General features: G+C 69.6%; 14 protein-coding genes and 1 tRNA gene. 7 read left to right on the top strand and 8 right to left on the bottom strand.

The window, feature by feature from the left end:
- Nucleotide 1: 1 nt before the first annotated feature.
- The gene (locus KALB_RS21035) at nucleotides 2-1,048 is read right to left on the bottom strand and encodes an LLM class F420-dependent oxidoreductase (protein WP_025357689.1); all 1,047 of its coding nucleotides are present in this window, start codon (nucleotides 1,046-1,048) and stop codon (nucleotides 2-4) included.
- Between the two features lie 104 nt (nucleotides 1,049-1,152).
- Between KALB_RS21035 and KALB_RS21030 the strand changes: the two genes are divergently transcribed.
- The 4 genes from KALB_RS21030 (at nucleotide 1,153) to KALB_RS21015 (ending at nucleotide 4,162) form a co-directional block, all read left to right on the top strand.
- Nucleotides 1,153-2,130, top strand: a complete 978-nt coding sequence (locus KALB_RS21030) for an aldo/keto reductase (protein WP_025357688.1) — start codon at nucleotides 1,153-1,155, stop codon at nucleotides 2,128-2,130.
- A 113-nt stretch (nucleotides 2,131-2,243) separates the two neighbouring features.
- Nucleotides 2,244-3,245 carry a YncE family protein gene (locus KALB_RS21025; protein ID WP_025357687.1) on the top strand — a complete coding sequence of 334 codons (1,002 nt, stop codon included), beginning with the start codon at nucleotides 2,244-2,246 and terminating at the stop codon, nucleotides 3,243-3,245.
- Nucleotides 3,242-3,460 (top strand): DUF5703 family protein, encoded by a 219-nt coding sequence (locus KALB_RS21020; protein ID WP_025357686.1) that lies wholly within the window; start codon nucleotides 3,242-3,244, stop codon nucleotides 3,458-3,460. Before KALB_RS21025 ends, KALB_RS21020 begins: the two co-directional genes overlap by 4 nt.
- Before the next feature lie 111 nt (nucleotides 3,461-3,571).
- Nucleotides 3,572-4,162, top strand: coding sequence for a dihydrofolate reductase family protein (locus KALB_RS21015; RefSeq protein ID WP_025357685.1), 591 nt, complete (start codon nucleotides 3,572-3,574; stop codon nucleotides 4,160-4,162).
- 51 nt (nucleotides 4,163-4,213) lie between these two features.
- Here the strand turns inward: KALB_RS21015 and KALB_RS21010 are convergent, their stop codons facing one another.
- Entirely contained in the window at nucleotides 4,214-5,071 is an 858-nt protein-coding gene (locus KALB_RS21010; protein ID WP_025357684.1) for an alpha/beta fold hydrolase, read from the bottom strand.
- 136 nt (nucleotides 5,072-5,207) lie between these two features.
- Here KALB_RS21010 and KALB_RS21005 point away from each other — a divergent pair, with 136 nt between their 5' ends.
- Entirely contained in the window at nucleotides 5,208-5,429 is a 222-nt protein-coding gene (locus tag KALB_RS21005) for a DUF6412 domain-containing protein (RefSeq protein ID WP_148309560.1), read from the top strand.
- Between the two features lie 73 nt (nucleotides 5,430-5,502).
- A complete protein-coding gene (locus KALB_RS21000) occupies nucleotides 5,503-6,207 on the top strand; it encodes a YidC/Oxa1 family membrane protein insertase (protein WP_025357682.1) in 705 nt (234 codons plus the stop codon).
- A gap of 40 nt (nucleotides 6,208-6,247) precedes the next feature.
- On the opposite strand, the gene KALB_RS20995 is transcribed toward KALB_RS21000, so the two are convergent.
- Nucleotides 6,248-7,579, bottom strand: a complete 1,332-nt coding sequence (locus KALB_RS20995) for a M20/M25/M40 family metallo-hydrolase (RefSeq protein WP_025357681.1) — start codon at nucleotides 7,577-7,579, stop codon at nucleotides 6,248-6,250.
- 117 nt (nucleotides 7,580-7,696) lie between these two features.
- Between KALB_RS20995 and KALB_RS20990 the strand changes: the two genes are divergently transcribed.
- A tRNA-Leu gene (locus KALB_RS20990) sits at nucleotides 7,697-7,779 on the top strand.
- Here the strand turns inward: KALB_RS20990 and KALB_RS49875 are convergent.
- The 5 genes from KALB_RS49875 to KALB_RS20965 all read right to left on the bottom strand — a co-directional run bounded on the left by KALB_RS49875 (nucleotide 7,761) and on the right by KALB_RS20965 (nucleotide 13,520).
- Nucleotides 7,761-8,789 (bottom strand): recombinase family protein, encoded by a 1,029-nt coding sequence (locus KALB_RS49875; RefSeq protein WP_081789433.1) that lies wholly within the window; start codon nucleotides 8,787-8,789, stop codon nucleotides 7,761-7,763. The genes KALB_RS20990 and KALB_RS49875 overlap by 19 nt on opposite strands.
- Before the next feature lie 57 nt (nucleotides 8,790-8,846).
- Nucleotides 8,847-9,961, bottom strand: a protein-coding gene (locus KALB_RS20985; protein WP_148309647.1) for an IS3 family transposase whose coding sequence is annotated in 2 segments (ribosomal slippage) — nucleotides 8,847-9,694 and nucleotides 9,694-9,961 — 1,116 coding nt in all. Because the reading frame shifts where the segments join, the coding sequence is not laid out codon by codon here.
- A 70-nt stretch (nucleotides 9,962-10,031) separates the two neighbouring features.
- Complete coding sequence (locus tag KALB_RS20975; protein ID WP_025357677.1) at nucleotides 10,032-10,757, bottom strand: recombinase family protein; 726 nt, start codon at nucleotides 10,755-10,757, stop codon at nucleotides 10,032-10,034.
- Nucleotides 10,758-10,899: 142 nt separating this feature from the next.
- The gene (locus tag KALB_RS20970; protein ID WP_025357676.1) at nucleotides 10,900-13,008 is read right to left on the bottom strand and encodes an FtsK/SpoIIIE domain-containing protein; all 2,109 of its coding nucleotides are present in this window, start codon (nucleotides 13,006-13,008) and stop codon (nucleotides 10,900-10,902) included.
- A complete protein-coding gene (locus KALB_RS20965; RefSeq protein WP_420811831.1) occupies nucleotides 13,005-13,520 on the bottom strand; it encodes a hypothetical protein in 516 nt (171 codons plus the stop codon). The genes KALB_RS20970 and KALB_RS20965 overlap by 4 nt, the downstream gene beginning before the upstream one ends.
- Nucleotides 13,521-13,539: the final 19 nt, after the last annotated feature.

Below are 13,539 nucleotides of genomic sequence, written 5' to 3'. Positions count from 1 at the left end.
CTCACGCCACCCCGGCCTTGTCCAGCGCCTCAGCCGCGGTGCGCAGGGCCGCCACGTTCTGGTCCAGGTCGAAGTGCATCGGGGACAGGGTCAGCGTGGTGACCCCGGCCCCGGCAAGCGCCTGCATGCCGTCGGCGATGCGCTCCAGCGGGCCCAGCAGCGAGGTGGCGTCCAGGAACTCCACCGGCAGCGCGGCCATCGCGCCCTGGTAGTCCTTGGCCAGGAACTTGTCCTGCACCTCGGCGGCCTGCTGCTCGAAGCCCATGCGGCAGGCCAGGTTGTTGTAGAAGTTCTTCTCCCGGCTGCCCATGCCGCCCACGTACAGCGAGGCGTAGGGCCGCACCGCGTTGGCGGCCTCCTGCCAGTCCTCGCCGACCACCAGCGGGCTGGTGGGCACCACGTCGAAGCCTTCGAGTGTCTTGCCGACCTTGGCCCGGCCCGCCTGCACGTGGGCCAGGGATTCGGCGGCGTACTCGGCGGAGTAGAACACGCCCAGCCAGCCGTCGGCGATCTCGCCCGCCAGCTCCAGGTTCTTCGGGCCGACCGCGGCCAGGTAGATCGGGATCTCCTCGCGCACCGGGTGCACGGTCAGCGCCAGCGGCTTGCCGGGGCCGTCGGGCAGCGGCAGCGTGTAGTGCTTGCCCTCGTAGCGCAGCTTCTCGCGGCGCAGTGCCGCCTTGACGATGTCCACGTACTCGCGGGTGCGGGCCAGCGGCTTGTCGAAGCGCACCCCGTGCCAGCCCTCGGAGACCTGCGGGCCGGACACGCCGAGGCCGAACCGGAAGCGGCCCTCGGACAGGGTGTCCAGGGTGCCGGCGGTCATCGCGGCCATCGCCGGGGTGCGGGCGGGGATCTGGAAGATCGCGCTGCCCACGTCGATGCGCTCGGTGTGCGCGGCGATCCAGGTCAGCACCGTGGCCGCGTCCGAGCCGTACGCCTCGGCGGCCCACACCACCGAGAAGCCCAGCCGCTCGGCCTCTTTGGCCAGCTCAAGGTTGTCGGCGTCGTTGCCCGCGCCCCAATATCCCACGTTCAGCCCAAGTCGCACGGGCAGACCCTACCGGCGAGTAACCAAACCGACAACCGGTGTGACCTCGGTGACATCGTGTGTTCAACCGGCTCCGCGCCCGGCCAGCGAATACCCTCGACAGGGTGCAGCACCGACAGCTCGGCCGCAGCGGCCTGCGGGTGTCCCGGCTGGCCCTGGGCACGATGACCTGGGGCGGGGACACCAGCGAGGAACAGGCCACCGAACAGCTCGTCACCTTCATCGAGGCGGGCGGCACCTTCGTGGACACCGCCGACGTCTACACCGAGGGCGAGAGCGAACGCCTGCTCGGCTCGCTGCTGGGCGAGGTGGTCGACCGCGACCAGATCGTGCTGGCCACCAAGGCGGTCGCCCGACGGGATGACGGCCCGTTCGGCGGAGGGGCCTCGCGTGGAGCCCTGCTCAGCGCGCTGGAGGGCTCCCTGCGCAGGCTGCGCGTGGACCACGTCGACCTGTGGCAGCTGCACGCCTGGGACTGCTCCGTGCCGATCGAGGAGACGCTGTCCGCCGTGGACTCCGCCGTGAGCAGCGGCAAGGTCCGGTACGTGGGCGTCTCCAACTACTGCGGCTGGCAGCTGAGCACCGCCGCGACCCTCCAGCGCGCCCGCCCCGGCCACGAGCCGCTGGTCTCCAACCAGGTCGAGTACTCGCTGCTGGAACGTGGCATCGAACGCGAGGTGCGGCCCGCCGCCGCGCAGCACGGCATCGGCCTGCTGCCCTGGGCCCCACTGGGCAGAGGTGTGCTCACCGGCAAGTACCGCAACGGCACCCCGGCCGACTCGCGCGGCGCCTCCGCGCACTTCGCCCCGTACGTGGAGCAGCACCGCACCGAACGGGCCGCCCGCATCGTGCAGGCCGTGTCCACCGCCGCCGAGGGCCTGGGCACGACCGCGCTGGCGGTGGCCCTGGCCTGGGTCCGCGACCGGCCCGGGGTGGTCGCCCCCGTGGTCGGCGCCCGCGACGCCGTGCAGCTCAAGGTCTCGCTCTCCGCCGAGCAGCTGGAACTGCCGCCCGCGATCCGCGCGGCGCTCGACGACGTCAGCGGGATCGAACTGGGTTACCCGGAACGGCCCCTGGCCTGAGCAGGCAGTTGGGCCGCACGGGTGGTCGCTGGTGACTCGCAGGTGACCCGCACGTGACCGCCGGGGGCTCGTCAGGGATGCTGGAACGAGTGGTTCGTGCGAGGAGGCTGCTGTTGCGTCGGCTGGTGATCGTCCTACTGGCGGGTTCTGCCCTGGTCACGGGCTGCGGGAACAGCCAGTCGCCACAGGACGAGTTGCAGGTGTCCGACACCGTGACGGCCGCACAGCCCGCCAGCTCGCCCGTGCCCGGCGTCGCGCCCGAGGGCACCGTGCTCCCGCTGGACGGCCAGGTCACCGCCGTGACCGTCGTGGACTCGGCCCGCACCGCCGTGGTCGCCCTCGCCGACCCGCCCGCGCTGCGCCTGTACGACCTGGGCCAGCCCACGGCCGAGCCGCGCACCGTGCCGCTGCCCGGCCGCGTGGACCAGCTCAGCACCGACGGCGCCACCGTGCTCGCCCCGGTGCGCACGGCCAACGCCCTGCTGCGCGTCACGCTGCCCGCCGCCACCGTGCAGACCACCAAGCTCGACGGCGGCCCGGTCGCCGCCAGCGAGCGCGCTGGGCGGACCGTGGTCGCGCTGGCGGCCAGCAAGTCGGTGGCGGTGCTCGACGGGGACAAGCTGATCCACACCGTGGGCGGCCTGGCCAGCGCCGATCAGGCGTTGCTGCTCAACGGGGGCAAGGCGGCCGTGCTGGACCGGCTGCACACCGCCGTGTACGACCTGGACGCGGGCACCGGCAAGCTCGGCGCCGGGCTGCGCGCGGGCGACGGTGCCACCAACGCGGTCACCGACATCTACGGCCGTGTGCTGGTCACCGACACCAGGGCGGGGGAACTGCTGGTGTTCCGGCCCGACACGATGATCATGCTTCAGCGCTACCCGGTACCGGGCGCCCCGTACGGGATCGCCTACGACGAGAAGCGGAACCTGGTCTGGGTCACGCTCACCGAACGCAATCAGGTGGTGGGCTACGACGTCGCCGGCGGGGAGCCGGTCGAACGCCACCGCTACGCCACCGTCCGCCAGCCGAACTCGGTGGCGGTCGATCCCACCAGCGGAGCCGTGCTCGTGGCCTCCGCTGCCGGCGGAGGAGTTCAGGTGATCAAGTCATGACCGTGACCGACGAGGTGATCGACGGGGACTGGGAGTACCGCGGGCTGCGCCTGCCCCCCGGCGTGTCCCGCCGCACCGCCACCACCCAACTGACCATCCACGCCGAGTTCGCGGGCTGGGAACTGGCCAGGACCCTGCTGTTCGGCGACGGCACGCGCAAGGTGTGGCTGCGCCGCAAGCGCACCACCGCGCTGGCCCCCGGCGTGATCACCTGACCAGGAGCACCCCGGCCTGCTCGACGCCGTACCGGTCGTCAGCGATGACTTTCCGGCGGCGATGAGGTCTCTTCCCCCGTACACTGGGAACGAGATCGAGGAGCAGCACCCATGCGCATCGTGATCAGCGCTTTCATCAGCCTGGACGGCGTCGTGCAGGCGCCGGGCGGCCCGCAGGAGGACACCGACGGCGGCTTCGCCCACGGCGGCTGGACACACCCGTTCTTCGACGCCGAGGTGGTGGGCGGAGCCTTCGCCGACGCCATGAGCAAGGCCCAGGCACTGCTGTTCGGGCGCAGCACCTGGCAGACGATGGCCGCGGCATGGCCCGAGCGGGCCGGGGACCCGTTCGCCGACCAGATGAACGCCATCCCGAAGTACGTGGTGTCCTCGACGCTGGGCGAGCACGAGCTGACCTGGAACAACACCACGCGCATCCCTGGCGGTGAGGCCGTCGCCGAGATCCGCAAGCTGCACGAGACCGAGGGCGGCGACCTGCTCGTCATGGGCAGCCCCACACTCGCCCGCGCCCTCCTGCACGAGGGCCTGGTCGACGAGCTCCGCCTCATGGTCATGCCGGTGCTGCTCGGCGGCGGGAAGACGATCTGGCCGGGAGACGGCGCGCTGCGCACGCTCGAACTGGCCGCCACCACCATCAGCCCCACCGGCGTGCACGTGTGCACCTACCGGCCGGTCGCCTAGGTTGCCGTTCGGCGGGGAACGGGACAGTTCCCGATTCCCCGCCCGGTGGCCTCAGCCCGCCAGCAGGCCCTTGACCAGGTCGGCCAGCTCGGTGGCCCGTTCCAGCGGCACCATGTGGCCCGCGCCCGGCAGCACCACTGCCTCGCCCGAGCCGACCACGTCGATCACCGCCTGCGCGTGGGAGGCCGGGCAGAGCCGGTCCTTCTCCCCCATCACCGCGACCACCGGCTTGCCCCTGGCCACGGTCAGCGCAGCCTTGCGGTCGTACTTGTCGAACGCGGGCCGGAACAGCGCCACGGTCCCCGGCCAGTGGTCGGCCACCATCTGGGCGGTCAGTTCGGCGTCCTCGGCATTCGGCTCGTCACCGAACAGCCACCAGCGCAGCCCGGCGGCCTTCGCGGGCTCGATGCGCCCGCGGATGTGCCGGACCACCGGCCCGAACACCTTTTCCAGCTCCTCCACCAGCCTGCCGACCGCCTGCGGCCAGGCCAGCGAGGACTCCGCCAGCCGCCCCGCCGCCGTGGACACGAACACCAGGCCCGACACACGCTGCGCGAACAGCCTGGGGTGCCGCTCGGTCAGCGCCATGGCCGCCATGCCGCCCATCGAGTGGCCGACCACCACGACCTTCGGCGAGCTGATCCCGCGCTCGATGAGCAGGGCCAGGTCGTCACCGAGCTGCTCGATGGTCGCGGTCTCCGCGGTCGCCGGGCTGGACTGGCCGTGACCCCGGTGGTCGTAGGCGACCACCTGCACGCCCGCGCCGACCAGTTCCGGCACGAGCCGGTGCCAGCTGCGGTGGTCCAGCGCGTAGCCGTGCGCCAGCACCACGGTCGTCTCGGCGTCCGGGTCACCGGCCCGCACCACGTTGAGCCGGACCTCGTCGTCCACTGGGAAGGCTTCACTCACCCGGGCATCCTGGCACGGTGCGCCCAAGCCGACCACAGATCGGCTCCCGGCACGTATGCTTGCTGAGATCTCGCGAAAGGGGGCGGCCAGGATGCTCATGACAGCACAGGACTTCGCCACCCTTTTCGTCACTGTGATGACAGCCGGTCCCGGCAGTGTCGTCGCCCTGCTCGCCGTGGCGGGCATCCTGGTCACCGCGCTGGCACTGTCCCTGGCCAGCGTCCGGCACGCCGACGTCACCGCGACCCGCTTCGCCAGCATCGCCACCCAGGAACGCGCCGGTCGCGGCCGGGTGCTGCGGCAACGCGATCCGGACGCGGCAGGGCGCACCCGGTCACGAGCACCTTCACCTGCCTGATCACCCCAGGCAACTGTCGTACGCGCACGCCCACCGCGAGTGCGGGCGTGCCCGGTGAAGGGCTCACCCAACCATGTTCTCGACCCTGTTCGACCCGTTCATCACCGCCGCCTACCACGTGGTCACCTGGCTGGCGTCGATCACCGAACCGCTCATGGGACCGGTCAGCACGGCCGCCGCGATCGTGCTGTTCACCATGGCCGTGCGCGGGCTGCTGCACCCGCTCGTGCGGGCCCAGGTCCGCGGCGAGCGCAAGCGCGCACTGCTCACCCCGAAGATCAAGGAGCTGCGCGACAAGCACGGCACGAACGCTGAGAAGCTCAACGCCGAACTCGGCAAGTTGTACGCCGCGGAGGGCGGCACGATGTTCGCGGGCTGCCTGCCCATGCTGGTCCAGCTGCCGTTCTTCAGCGTGATGTACCAGCTGTTCCTGTCCCCGACCGTGCAGGGCCAGCCCAACGGGCTGCTCACGAACACCCTGTTCGGCGTTCCGCTGGGCCACTTGTTCCTCACCGGGCCGACCCTGGTCCAGGTGGGCCTGTTCGCCGCGATGGCAGCCGTGGCCACGTGGAACTCGATGCGGGCCGCCCAGTCGATGAAGTCCGCCGACCAGCCCGTACCCGGTGGCGCGGTGCTGCGCTACCTGCCGTACCTCTCGGTGGTGTTCGCCATGTTCGTGCCGCTCGCGGCCGGCCTGTACCTGCTGACCACCACGACCTGGGCCAGCGTGGAGCGCTACCTGCTCAACCGCGACCAGCTGACCGGGGTCCCGGCGTAAAACTGCGGGGGTGCGGCGGTTGGCCGCACCCCCGCAGGGGTCAGGCCGTGCGCAGGAAGCGGTCCAGCACGCGCGTGCCGAACTCCAGCGCCTCCACCGGAACCCGCTCGTCCACGCCGTGGAACAGCGCCGCGAAGTCCAGGTCCGCGGGCAGCTTCAGCGGGGCGAACCCGAAGCAGCGGATACCCAGCCGCTGGAAGGACTTCGCGTCCGTGCCGCCGGAGAGCATGTACGGCAACAGCTTCGCCGCCGGGTCCTCCGCCAGGATCGAGGAGTGCATGGTGTCCACCAGCGCCCCGTCGAAGGTCGTCTCCACCGGGGGCAGGCTCACCCACTCCCGCTCCACGTCCGGACCCAGGATCTCCGCCAGCTCCCGCTCGAACGCCTCCTGGCGGCCGGGCAGGATACGACAGTCCACAGTGGCCTCAGCCGTGGACGGGATCACGTTGGCCTTGTAGCCCGCGTTCAACATGGTCGGGTTGGCCGTGTCCCGCAGCGTCGCGCCCACGATGCGCGCGATGCCGCCCAGCTTCGCCACCGCCCCGTCCAGGTCGTCCTCCGGGAAGTCGAAGCCCGTCAGCTCCGTGATACCCGCCAGGAACTCCCGCACCGAGTCGGTCAGCACCAACGGGAACCGGTGCCTGCCCAGCCGGGCCACCGCCTCCGACAGCTTCGTGACCGCGTTGTCCTCGTGCACCATCGAGCCGTGCCCCGCGCGGGCCTTCACCCGCAGCTTCAGCCAGGCGATGCCCTTCTCCGCCGTCTCCACCAGGTAGGCGCGCACCCCGTCCTTGACGGTGATGGAGAAGCCGCCGACCTCGCTGATCGCCTCCGTGCAGCCCTCGAACAGCTCCGGCCGGTTGTTCACCAGCCAGCTCGCGCCCTGGTGGCCGCCCGCCTCCTCGTCGGCCACGAAGGCGAACACGATGTCCCGGTCCGGCACGATGCCGTCCCGCTTGAGCCGCCTGGCCGTCGCCAGGGTCATGCCCAGCATGTCCTTCATGTCCACCGCGCCGCGGCCCCACACGTAGCCGTCCTGGACCGCGCCGGAGAACGGGTGCACCGACCACTCCGCCGCGTCCGCAGGCACCACGTCCAGATGCCCGTGGACCAGCAGCGCCCCCCGATCCGGGTTCGCGCCCTTCAGTCTGGCGATGACGTTGCCCCGCCCCGGCCCCTGGTCCCCCGACTCCACGTAGGTGGTCTCGTAGCCGACCTCCGCCAGCTTCTCCGCCACGAACTCCGCCGCCGCCCGCTCACCAACCACCGTCGCCGGGTCGCCCGTGTTCGTGCTGTCGATGCGGATCAGCTCGCTGGTCAGCTCCACTGCTTCCCGCTCGGCGAGCTCCAGCCCGCCCGTCTGCTCGCTCACCAGGCATTTCTACCACTGCGCGCCGCCCGCCGACCCGTTGCGGACCCCCGATTTGGGATCCCTCATGTGGATCATGTACTCTCTGTCCTGTCAGCGAGCAACGGGCTGACAGACCCGGTCCGGGTGGCGGAATGGCAGACGCGCTAGCTTGAGGTGCTAGTGCCCGCAAGGGCGTGGGGGTTCAAGTCCCCCCTCGGACACACTCGCTAACCACACGAGGCGAAACCTTCACATCGACGGTTCGTGCCCCAGGGTGGTAGCTCATCTCCAGACGAAGATCCCGGTAGAGCCGCTCCAGGTTCGCCGGGTTTCGTTCTTTCAGGGCCTTTCCGACATCGCCCAATGAGTCGATCCTCGCGTACACCTCAGCCGCTGTGATGACGTTCGGCGCAGGCATCCCTTCCATCTCGGCTCGCGCTGCTGCGCGTTGTGCCTGCGCCTCGTTGATCGCCTCGACCAGCGCAGCGGGATCGACCCCGGCCGCGATGGCGTCCTGGAGCCGACGCAGCCGCGTTTCCGCATCAGCGACCCGCTTCTTCGCCGCCGCCGCGTTCAGTCCCCCATTCGTGTCGTCTTGCGAGCCGACCAGCGCGGCGACAGTTCGATCACGGCTCTTCGGCTCGAACAGCTGACTGAGCCAGCCATTCAACGGGTCCAGAACCTCTTCTTCTCGCAGATTCACGGTTCGCGGGTGGTCAGCGAGCACCACGGAGCCAGGGGCAAGCGTCCGCGCCAGGCACCGGTAATAGGTGTCGACCTTGCGAATCGTCGCTCCCTGCATCCTGCGAGTGCAGATTCCGCAGCGCACCAGCCCTCGGAGTAGATACGGGCGGGTTCCCGTGTTCCGAGTGCGCTCCAGCCTGGCCAAGCCACGCATTCCGCCAGCAGCCCGCGACCGGCGAAGTAGCTGGGCCTGGGTGAAGTCCTCCACTGACACGATCCTCGGATGCGCTGGCCGCCTGGACCGCACCACTCGGTCTGGACTCGACCTGCGGAACCTCACCACGTGCCCGGCTGCCACGTCGTCCGGGTCGAGAAGCGTCTCCTGCTTCGTCCACCGACCAAAGATCGCGTATCCGGTATAGCGCGGATTCTCCAGAATCGCCCTGATCGTGCTGCCTTGCCAGCCGTCCGCGAGCCGGTGCCGGTTCTGCTCCGGCCGTCGAGCTGACGGACACGGGATTCGGTCCCGATTGAGCCCGTTGGCGATCGCCCGATCACCCCTTGACGGGACCCCGTGAAGTGACCCACCGTCTGTGAGAGTCGGTTATCGGTGGATGCAGGCCGCAGCGTAGCCGGCCGGGGTCTGATAGCCCAGCGCGGAGTGCCTGCGATGGTGGTTGTACTCGTCCTTCCAGTCGCTGATCACGACCCGGGCCTGGATCAGCGACCAGAACAGGTTGATGTTCAAGCATTCGTCACGGAGCCGGCCGTTGAACGACTCGACATAGCCGTTGCGCCACGGCTGGCCCGGCGGGATGAACGCCAACCCGACACGCTCACCGGCCCAGTCGCTCATCGCCGCGCAGGCCAGCTCGGGACCGTTGTCACTGCGCAGCACCGCCGGGTAGCCCCGATCGCCAGCGATGCGGTCCAGCTCATCGATCAGGCGTTCCGCGGTGATCGAGCGTTCGACCAGACCGCCCAGACATTCCCGGGTGTGCTCATCCACAATGGACACAATCTTGACGGGTTTGCCATCGGTGGTGGCATCGAACTGGAAGTCGACCGCCCACACGCGATTCGGCGCGTCCGCCTTCGGAGTGTCTTTCGCGGTCGAGGTGCCCAGACGCTTGCGGCGACGCCGCTGGGGCACCCGTAAGCCCTCCTCGCGCCACAACCGCTGGACCTTCTTGTGGTTGACCGTCCAGCCCTCGCCACGGGCGTCGTGGTAGGCCCGCCGGAACCCCCATCGCGGATGCGCCTTCGCGTAGTCCCGCAGCCAGGCCCGCAACGCCGCGTCCGGATCTGCCGGGGTCTGGGTCACCGGCGCCCGCCGGTGGGTGCCCCTGTTCTGCCCGGTCACCCGGCAGGCGAACCGTTCACTCACCCCGAGCGCCCGCATCAGGTGGTGCACGGCCGCCCGCCGGCGGTCCGGGCTTAGAAGTTTCCCTTGGCGATCTCCTTGAGCGCCGCCTTCTCCAGTTCCGCGTCGGCCAACAGCCGCTTGAGGGTGGCGTTCTCTCGTTCCAGGTCCTTCAACCGCTTGGCGTCATCGGCCTTCAGACCGCCGAACTGGTTACGCCACCGGTAGTAGGTCGGCTCGCTGACCTGCAACTCCCGGCAGACATCCGCGATGTCCTTGCCCTCGCCCAGCAGCCGGTCGGCCTGGGCCAGCTTCCGCACGACCTGCTCGGGGGTGTGCCGCTTCCTGGTACTCATCGTCATCGAGCCTTCCTGCCCACAGCGTGGGCCGCAAGACTCTCACTCGAGCTGGATCAACCCAACGGGGTCACGCCACCCTGCCGTCCAGGTACTCGGCGAAGATCCGCCGGACCACCACGGACGTCTCATGCTCGATCACCAGCACCCGCAGCCGGTACCCCTCCGCAGCCTTCCTCGGATTCGGGTGCGGACCGCCATCAACCACCACGTACCCGTACGGCGCCCGGCAGCCCTGGTGCCGACCCTCATTGACCACCTGCGCGTCCATGGCTGCCCGTACCCGGGCCTGTACGTGCTGCCGCTCGGACTCACTCATGCCGCCGAGCACACTCATCAGCATCTTGTGCGACGGGTTCCGAGCGTCGAACTTGCCGCCCAGCTCAGGCACCCACAGGTCAACGCCGTAGGCAGCAAACCGAGGGGCGATCAACGAGAACTGGTTCCCGAACCAGCACCGTGTGCCCTCGCCCACCACAACAGCGCTCCAGCCCCTGTTCGCGTTCTTCAACGCCGCGAGGAGCCTGCTGGCCGCCTCCCTTCGCTCCCATGGCACCGACCGCGACTGCCCAACGTCAAAGAACTCGGCAGCGACCGTGCCGCCGAGCGGCTCGACGAACTTGCGCGCGTTGCCCACCTGCCAGCCGTGCGAGGTCTCCGGGTCCTGGTTGTCCTCGGTTGAGCACCGCCCGTAGAACGCCAGTGGGCCGATGCCCAGGTCCGGCGTGTCGACGACCTCCACGCCCAGCAACTCGTCGAGCGTCGACCACGGGTCCTGGCTGATTTCAACAGTCACTCGTTCCCCCTCTCCAGAGGCCCGTCCAAGATCGGGACCTCTGTCAGCTCGACCAGTACGGCTAGCAGTATGCGGCTAACTGACCTGCTGAGCATAGGTAGCTCGGCTGGAACGCGAACCGTCAGCGGCTCCTCGTCTGCGCTCATCGTTGATCAACTTCAAATGCCGCGCGTGAGCCGATTTCATCAACCGCAGCTCGGATCTCGGCCGTGAGGTAGCCACGCACCCGCCGCGTGGTCCCGTCCTCGGAAGGCACGTACTGCCGGATCGGACGACACCCCAGCTCGCCCATCTCCCGGCCGAACGTCGTCGGCTCGACGTCCAGCGCCTCGACCAGTTCGGCTGTCGGCACGAACTCACGCTCGTCCAGCTCCACGCCGAGCAGCTGCACCACCGACGCCAAGGGCTCCGGCAGCTCCACCGAAGCACCTGGCCCCGGGCCGCCCGTGCCCAACGCCTTGACTACGGCCGCCGAATCGATCGCGCGCCGCTCGTTGTCACCGATCGCGTGCCCGGCGAGCGTCCCGGCCGCCTCCCTCAGTGCTCGACCGCGCGCACAGATCGTCCGCCACTCCGGGTTGGGCATGTAGTAGGTCCGCACAGTCATGGCCAGCACGTCCGCCCCGGCAGCAACCTCGCCGTCAGGTCGCAGGATGCCGACACCCTTGTGGCTCGGCAGCAAGGTCGACGCGTCGTAGCCACGGGTGTTCATCTGCTCGCCGAGCACGATGTTGGAGTCCCGCCAGTCCATCACCCGAAGCGCGAACCGCGACCCGAGCACTGCCCGCAACCTCGACGGGATCGTGTTCGAGTCCGGCCGCTGAGTGGCCAGGATGACGACGATCCCAGCGGCTGGTCCCTTGCGGGCGAGGTAGCTCAGCAGGTCGGCGATGTACTCGCCCAGCGTGGTCTTCTTGCCGCCGACCTGTTCACGTGTCGGGTTCTCCAGGAACACCTGGACCTCGTCGATGATCACCGCGGTGATCGACATCCCGAGGTTCGGGTCTCGCGAGATGGCTGGCGTGATCTTCGACTCCGGGCACACCTCGTCGTCCAAAGTGGCCATTCGCGCGTACCTGGATTGGACTTCTGCCACCAGTTCCACGAGGTGATCACGCACGGCCTCGGCGTGCGAGACCTCGTCACCGCAGACGAACCGGTACGCGTTCCCCTCGGCTGCCTCCCAGTCCTTGCCGCCCTTTCCATCGAACACGTACAGCCGCGTGTACGGGTCCAGCACCAGCCCTGCTGCGACAAGACGTGTGGCAAATGTCTTGCCCTGTCTTGGAATCGCGCCGACGAGAAGCGAAGTCCACACCAGCGGAAGATCGATCCGACGCTGGCGCGCGTCGCGACCGAACGGCACTGGACGCCATGCGTCCCACCACTCGACCTCGACGAGCGGCGTCCGCAGCGGCGGACCGGCGTACGGGTCCTCATCAGCGACCCACAGGAACACCCGGCCCGCGTGCCCGCCCCTGCCCCGAACCCGCTCGACGATCAGCTGCACCTCGTCGACCGCGAGCGCCGAAGCGAGCGCGTCCCGGTGCTTGATCACGTCGGCCGCCTTGCGCGTGGCTGGCAGGTCGACGGTGATGGCCCAGCCGTCACCGACCCTGGCGGCCCGCTCGACCAGGCGCAGCGTCTCGTCCTTGCCGACGAGCTTCGCGTCCCGGAACGCGTCCACCAGCACCTGTGGGTCCATCGTCCACGTCAGCGTTCGGGGACCTGCGAGCACAGCCTTTCGCCCTGGTGAACCGTCCTTGCGACGCCCCGCCACTGCCAGCGCCACCGAAGCTGCGGAGGTCGCGATCCACAGCACCGGAGCGCCGTACACCAGGTCCGCCACGGTCAGCACTGCCGTCGATCCCGCCACAACGAGTCCAGTGACCTTCCACCGGAACAACGTCAGGGCTCGGATCTCCGCGAACTTGTCCGCCAACTTCTCGGACTGCTCCGCAGCCTCGCGGTAGTCGTGAACCCGAACCCAGCGCCGCCAGCCGCGAGCAGCCACGACAGCGCCCCTGCCAACGGCCCCGGCGAACCGGAACGGCGATCGCAGCAGGTACACGACAGCGTCCCGGCAAGCCTGCCGGGCAGCCTTCCGCGACTTCAACGCCGCAGGCACCCGCTGTGAACGCATCCACCAGTTCATGAACCGGCGACGGACCACCGGAGGTTCATCGTCGACCAGCTCACCGTCAAGCACCGGGCCGACCGGTACCGGCAACGTCTCCTCTTCGACGGTCATCGCTCGGCCCTCAACGTGGCAGCCAACCGAGGCGACAACCCTCGCGAGCAGCCGGTGACCTCCCGTACCCAGGCTGGCGTCACGGTGACGTCCGGTGTTCGTGCCGCTCGCGCGACCGCGAGGTAGTCCGCGAACGAGGTCCGCCGTGCTGGCGGACGCTCGGCCCCGGCTGACGCGTTCGTGAACACCGTGCCGAGCTTGTCGCGCAGCTCGGTCACCGCCTCCGCCGCCACGAAGACCACCAGTGGCGGCACCGAGTGCAGCACGACCAGCGCAGGCGAAGCGACCGCGAACGCGCCCCAGGTGTTCATCACGTACGTGGCGCCGAGCGTGAACCACTTCGCAGTTCGGACCCACCCGCCCATCCGGATTCCGCGGCGAGCTGCCACCTGCTCGGCCCGCAGGATCGCCAACAGCACGAGCGACACCATCGGGTCGAGCAGCCACGCCGCGAACCACTCCAAGGACCAGAGAGGAGAGCCAGCGGCAGCGAACTGCTGGACGTTGGTCATCGTGAAGGCCAGCCCGAGC

The organism is Kutzneria viridogrisea DSM 43870 (assembly GCF_000525635.1).
GTDB classification, from domain to species: Bacteria; Actinomycetota; Actinomycetes; order Mycobacteriales; family Pseudonocardiaceae; genus Kutzneria; species Kutzneria viridogrisea.
Note: the sequence above shows the minus strand (reverse complement) of the source record. Positions and strands in the feature narration are given on the sequence as shown.

Excerpts from the sequence above, each read along its gene's own strand:
- KALB_RS21020 (WP_025357686.1), top strand. The coding sequence starts at position 3,242 with ATGACCGTGACCGACGAGGTGATCGACGGGGACTGGGAGTACCGCGGG.
- KALB_RS21015 (WP_025357685.1), top strand. The coding sequence starts at position 3,572 with ATGCGCATCGTGATCAGCGCTTTCATCAGCCTGGACGGCGTCGTGCAG.
- KALB_RS21005 (WP_148309560.1), top strand. The coding sequence starts at position 5,208 with ATGACAGCCGGTCCCGGCAGTGTCGTCGCCCTGCTCGCCGTGGCGGGC.
- KALB_RS21000 (WP_025357682.1), top strand. The coding sequence starts at position 5,503 with ATGTTCTCGACCCTGTTCGACCCGTTCATCACCGCCGCCTACCACGTG.
- KALB_RS20970 (WP_025357676.1), bottom strand. The coding sequence starts at position 13,008 with ATGACCGTCGAAGAGGAGACGTTGCCGGTACCGGTCGGCCCGGTGCTT.
- KALB_RS20965 (WP_420811831.1), bottom strand. The coding sequence starts at position 13,520 with ATGACCAACGTCCAGCAGTTCGCTGCCGCTGGCTCTCCTCTCTGGTCC.